Source organism: Aeromonas sp. HMWF014 (genome assembly GCF_963878295.1).
GTDB lineage: Bacteria > Pseudomonadota > Gammaproteobacteria > Enterobacterales > Aeromonadaceae > Aeromonas > Aeromonas popoffii.
Map to the genome: position 1 here is coordinate 1 of NZ_CAWNYS010000277.1, position 5,822 is coordinate 5,822.

Here is a 5,822-nt window from a genome sequence, read left to right on the forward strand (position 1 = left end):
CTTCTGATCCATCCCAAGCCAGAGCGGCAGCAGCGCCAGCACTAAGTAGGAGGGGCGCAGCGCCAGCAACAGACCGAGTAACAGACCCGCCAGCGCAATTCTGCGCTGCTGCAAGGCCAGCAGCGCCCCGAGCCAAGCAGCGAGCGCTGGTCCGTCGGATAGGCCGGAGAGCGCCAGCGTCGGGGTGAGCGGCAGGGCCAGCACCAGTAGCCAGACGGGGGTGAGCAGGCTTGGCCGTTGCCACAATCTTACCGCCAGCAAGGCGGCGAGCGGCGCCAGCAGTGCTGTGCCCATGAGGCTTGCCCACTGCACCGCGCGGGCCGGTTCGTCCACCGCCAGATTGATCAGCCGCGCCAGCCAGATAAAGGCGGGGTAACCCGGAAAGTGGGGGGCGAACTCCAGCACGCTAAAACGCGTCACCCCGTGGGCGAAATTGAAGGCATCGTCGGAATCGAGCGCCACCGGGAAGGCCAGCAGCCAGCAAAGCCAGGCCAGTTGCAGCAGGATCAGCAAGCAGGGTCGATTAGCGAAGCGAAACCCACCGTTTGTCAACGCGAGATGGCGCAATGATTGGCAGACAGCAATCAGAGCGGCGCCAGCACGGCCATCAGCGCTTTTTGTGCTTCGGCAAAGGCGGCGGCATCGGCGGGCTTGGCGCCCACCCCGAATACCCCCGGGTTACCGATGGCATCCAGCACCTTGGCCAGCGCCTGTTCGGCTGCCTTGCGATCCCCTTCACTGAGGGAGGGGAGGATCACATCGAGGAAGCGCTTGCTCTTGACCACCAGCACCTTGGCACTCTGGTAGTCGCCAAGATTCTGGCTGGCCCCTTCGAGGCGACGCTCGATCTCCGCCTTGTAGGCGCGATTGAGCAGGGCGGCGGTAGCGGCGGCATCTTTGGCCTTGATGGCGGCGGCCAGCGGCGCTTGCAGCTCCACCTTGTGGTGCTCTTCCAGATAGGTCAGCTCGTCGGCAATCTCGCTCAAGGTGGCGCTGGCATCCTTGCCGTCAGTGGCGGCGCCAAGCAGCGCCTCGCGCGCATCGATCAGCGGCTCCTTGCCGGCGGCGGCGTAGGAGTAAGCCTGCGCCTGACCACTGAGGGTCAGCAGCAGGGTGAGGGCGAGTAAACCCGGGCGTATGGTCATCCTGTTCTCCTTACTTATGCCAAGAGGTTATGCCAGTGGTGCGGCCCTCAGGCCACGCGCTGGGTTTCAATCACGATGTTTTCGTGGCGGTGGTTGAAGGTGTTGCGGCGTCTGTGTGCCGGTTAAGCACCTGCCATCGCTCTTAGGCCACGCTCTGGGTCTCGATCACGGTATTTTCATTGCGATGGTTAAAGATGGCGTGGCGTCTGTCCACCCCGTCGATCACCATGTCGGCGGCCATCATTCCCATCTCCATGGCGGTGTCGGTGAAGATGTAGCGGAATGTCCCCTGACGGCCGGTCATGATGAGGTTGCCTATCGGCATCAGCGCCTTGATGGCGTCGTTGCGGCGAGCCTGATAGCCGAGATCCATCAGCGGATAGGCGTATTCACTGCGCGCCTCGAAGGTCTCATCGCCAAGCTTGGCGGTATCGACGCCGAGGCTCGCCAGATCAGCGGTGACCCGGCCGCGCAAGTCTGCCAGCGGCGCCTGCCAGGTGGCATCTCCCGGGTTGCAGGGGATCTCCAGCATCACCGAGGTCTGACCCTGGGGGGCCATAAAGGGGCTGCGGCGGCGCGGCTCCTGCAAACGGGTAGCCAGAATATGGGGGTCGGAGAGGTACTGCCAGGTGTTGTCCGACAGGTTCTCCTGCTTGAGCGGCATATTGACGAAGCGCAGCGACCGGTAGTGCAAATCGCACGGCAAGCCAAGATGCTGGCAGGTGAGCGGCAGCGGCAGGGTGGAGATAACCTGATCAAATTGCTCGCTCTGCTCGGCGCCATCTTGTGTCCAGTGAACCTGATTGATCCGGCCATCAGCTTGTTCCAGGCGGGTGATGGTGGCGCCGGTTTTCAGCAGGGCCCCCTCTGCCACCAGCCGCTCGCCCAGGGTGGTGAAGATCTGGCCGAAACCATACTTTGGATAACGATACTTGCGGGCATAGGTACGCACCGAGAGGCTGCCGTTGCGTCTTGGCAGCAGGCGGCGCGCCACGTCTTTAAGGTCAATCAGGCTGATGCGCTGACCGGCCCAGTCGGCGGAGAGTTGGTCCGGGTTGATACCCCACAGCTTACCGGTGTAGCCCTCGAAGAACTGGCGGTAGAGGGTGCGGCCGAAGTGACTCTGGATCCACTCGGCAAAGCTCGCCTTGGCGAAATCGTCCGGTTTCTTGGCAAAGGGCAACAGCAGCAAGTCTTTCACCGCACCGGCCATCAGGGCCAGCGGCGCCGTTTTGAGCAAGTTGGGCAGGTTCAAGGGGTAGTCATAGGTGCGCCCGCCAAAGCGGATCACGCTCTTGCGATCGGCGTGGAGCAGATCGTCACCCATCAGCTCGTCGATAAAGGCGAGCAGCTCGGGGTTCTTGGTGATAAAGCGGTGACCGCCGTAGTCGAAGCGATAGTCGCCATCGCGCCCCTTGAAGGTCTGGGTGGCGCACATGCCGCCCACGACCGGCTCCTGCTCGAACAGGGTGACCGCAAAACCGGCGCGGCGCAGGCGCCAGGCGGCCATCAAACCGGCGGGACCCGCACCCAGCACCGCAATGTGCTTCTTATTGTTATCGCTCATGACCTATTTCCGAAACTGCTTGATAGATAAGGGAACCGCGCCAAGGCGCGGCCCCGAAGGGTGTTGTTACCGTTTAGCGATACGGGCTCAGCCTTGGGCGGGCAGGGCACTTCCCTGCGGGCGGTAGCTGCGTTGCCAGAGGGTAACGAAGACCGCCAGATAGAGGACCCAGGTCAGCAGCTGCAAGCCAGCGGGTGAGGCATTGTAGCCAAACAGGGCGCGCAGGAAGGTACCAAACACCCCCTGATCGTCGAGAATGTGGCTGATGTCGAACACCGGCGTGGTCCAGAAGGTGATGATGTCTGCCGCCTGCAACATATTGACGGCGGACGACAGCAAGCCTGCGGCTATGATGATGATCAGCAGCCCGGTCCAGCGGAAGAAAGGCGCCAGCGCCACCTTGCGGGTGGAGCGCAGCAGCCCCCACACCAGCGCGATGGAGACCAGCAGCCCCGCCAGCGCGCCCATCAGACCGGATTGCAGATCCACCCCTTGTCCCGAGTAGAGCAGGGCAGAGAAGAAGAGCACGGTTTCAAACCCTTCGCGCATCACAGCGAGGAAGGCAAGCAGCACCAGACCAAACAGGTTGCCGCCATCGATGGCCGCATCGATGCGTGCCGTCATGGCTCCCACCTGGGATTTGGCCTGCTTTTGCATCCAGACTGCCATATAGGTGAGCACCAAAGTGGCGAAAATGAGGATCCCCGCCATCAAGAGGTGGTTGTAGCGCTCGCTCTCGAACTGGCTCACCACCACCTGGAACAGGAAGGCGACGATCAGGGAGGCGACAAGGCCGAGCCCCACCCCCAGATAGATGAACTTGTTGTAGCGACTCGCCCCCAGCTTGGCGAGGTAGGAGAGGCAGATGCCGACCAGCAGGAAGGCTTCCAGCCCCTCGCGCAGGGTAATGAGAAAACTTGCAAACATCAGGATTGAGGCTCCGTAGCGGGCGTGACGGGAAGAGGCGGCAAGGTGAGTTGCAGCCGATTGAGTTGAAGTCGAGCGAGCTGCACTATGGGTGGCTCCGGCAAGCTGGGCTCGGCGGCGCGCACCGCATCATTGACCCACTTGGGGTAAGTGCGGAAATTGAGTGTGATATCGGCCTTGAAGGGCCCTTGGGCATCTGCGGGCAGCGGCCAGGCTTCATCGCGCCAGCCATCGGCCGGAATGCGGGTATCTTCCAGCAATTTGGCGTAACGCCAGAACTTGAGCCCCACCGGCTTGCCCTCGGCATCGCCGAACACTTTGCGAAACAGCCGCGCATCTTCAGGGACGGCGCCATCCACCGGCTGGCCGCTGGCAAGCACCAGCTTGCCGGTGGCGTCGGTGACGGTCAGCGCCAGCCAGAGTTCACGAAAATCGGCCACCCCGGTGGGCAGGGCATGGCCCGCGCCGGTATTGGCGACCCGCACCACCAGTTGCTGACTATCGGCAGCCTGTTCGATCCGGGCAGAGAGCGTGGCGCTGGAGCGCAGCAGCGCCAGGCTCTCCTGCTCAAGCGTTGCACTCCTCAGCCCCACCAGCTGGTGCTGGGCGCCGGTAAAGTTGTGGCGATAGAGCCGCGCTTTCATGGTGCCATTTTCGGTGGACTGGCCCGCCACTGGCGCGCCGCCATTGCCTGGCTCCGGGTTCATATGGCAGTCGATGCAGGTGCGCCGCTTGGCGGGATCGTCAGCGTTCGCGAAGCTGGAGTTTTCCCACTCGTCCCAGGTGTTGACGATATTGGCGCCGGTACCCGGGGTAAACTCGTTGTGGCACGATTTGCACAGGGCGGCGTCGCGGTAGAAATCCTTCTGATAGGAGGCCTTGTGGGCCGCCGGACGGGCGTTGATCTGCCGCGACCCTAGCCAGTGCTGGAGGCTGCCGCCCGGGGCATCCTCGAACACATAGCTCTCGCGGTCTTTTAAATTCACGGTAAAGGCGCTGTTGCCGCCGGCATCTTCCACTTTGGTGATGCGATGGCAGAGCACACAGCCAGTCCCTTCCTCAACCACAGGTTCGCCCGCCTTGTGGGCGGCAATCAGCGAGGCGCCGCCCTGCTCGAACAGGTGGGAGCCCTTGGGCAGATCCATCTGGCCTGTCATCACCTGCTGGGGCATGTGGCACCCCTGACACCACTGGCCGAAGGCTTCCCCTTCGGTTTCACGGGCCAGCGCCTGCACCACCTTGTAGTAGGGGTGGGAGTTGCCCATCAGCCGGTGGTTGCTCTCGCTCCAATCCTTGAAGGCCTGTTGGTGGCAGCTCTGGCAGGAGGCGGAGTTGAGCCACTCTTTCGGGTGGGTGGTCGGTGCCTTGGCGGGATCCGTGCGCGGGGCATCGAGCCGCAGCCAGTTGGCAAGATAGGGGAGGTTGCCATCGGCGGTCACAAAAGCATGCAGATCTTCCATCATCGCTTTCACCTCGGGCTGAGGCTTGGTGGGGTCAACAGCCTCGGCCCCATCGCGGGTGTCATGGCCCATGCCGCCCTGGGTCTGCTGGGTCATGCGCAGGTATTCGCCGACAAAATCCCCCGCCACCATGTTGGTGAGGTTGGCGTGGCCGTTGATGGCGTTATCGCCGCTCTTCTGGCGCTGGGCCGCCATCAGATAGCGGTTGGTGAAGTTGAATCCGTCCAGATGGCAGGCGTTGCAGCTCATCCAGTTATCCCCCGCCATGGGGAAGCGTGAGTTGGACGCTGTGTTACCAAGATGGAACAGCCGCTCGCCGCGCTTGAGCGGTTCGGGGCGCGGATCCGTCTCTACCAGCTTGGCGAAGTGGGGCACATCGACGGTGACCCGGGCAAACGGACCGCTGCCGCCGCGATTGAGGCGGGTAAGATCCTGTCCCATGGCGTTGTGCACCAGAATGTGGTCGCCATCGATCAGCAAGTCGCGCGGATTCTGGCCTGGCAGGTGACGCAAGAGCTGGGTCGCCTTGGCGCCCCCCTGAAACTTCTTGCGGCGGTGGCGGTTGTTGTTGGATTTGCCGCTGCGGGAGAGGTCGAACACCAGCAGATCTTCCGAGCCCGCCAGGGTCAGATAGACCCGCTTGCCGTCTTCGGCGAAGCGCGCGGCGAACGGTTTGGAGACGATCTGGCTGCGGTTTCCGACGCTTGGCAGATTGATCTGCAA

Annotated in this window: 4 protein-coding genes and 1 pseudogene; all 5 read right to left on the minus strand. The window is 62.9% G+C overall.

Features of this window, described 5'->3' with window-relative positions:
* Window positions 1-513 (minus strand): annotated as a pseudogene (locus tag AAC083_RS11310) (hypothetical protein); the annotation flags it as partial.
* A gap of 71 nt (window positions 514-584) precedes the next feature.
* Window positions 585-1,145 (minus strand): hypothetical protein, encoded by a 561-nt coding sequence (locus tag AAC083_RS11315; RefSeq protein WP_108536642.1) that lies wholly within the window; start codon window positions 1,143-1,145, stop codon window positions 585-587.
* A gap of 142 nt (window positions 1,146-1,287) precedes the next feature.
* Window positions 1,288-2,712: an FAD-dependent oxidoreductase gene (locus AAC083_RS11320; RefSeq protein ID WP_108536643.1), complete on the minus strand. Its 1,425-nt coding sequence runs from the start codon at window positions 2,710-2,712 to the stop codon at window positions 1,288-1,290.
* 87 nt (window positions 2,713-2,799) lie between these two features.
* Entirely contained in the window at window positions 2,800-3,639 is an 840-nt protein-coding gene (locus tag AAC083_RS11325) for an FTR1 family iron permease (RefSeq protein ID WP_108536644.1), read from the minus strand.
* On the minus strand, window positions 3,639-5,822 hold a 2,184-nt coding region (locus tag AAC083_RS11330; protein ID WP_108536645.1), incomplete at its 5' end, for a hypothetical protein. The genes AAC083_RS11330 and AAC083_RS11325, both read right to left, overlap by 1 nt.

Coding starts and splice junctions, on each gene's coding strand:
- AAC083_RS11315 (WP_108536642.1), bottom strand. CDS start 1,145: ATGACCATACGCCCGGGTTTACTCGCCCTCACCCTGCTGCTGACCCTC.
- AAC083_RS11320 (WP_108536643.1), bottom strand. CDS start 2,712: ATGAGCGATAACAATAAGAAGCACATTGCGGTGCTGGGTGCGGGTCCC.
- AAC083_RS11325 (WP_108536644.1), bottom strand. CDS start 3,639: ATGTTTGCAAGTTTTCTCATTACCCTGCGCGAGGGGCTGGAAGCCTTC.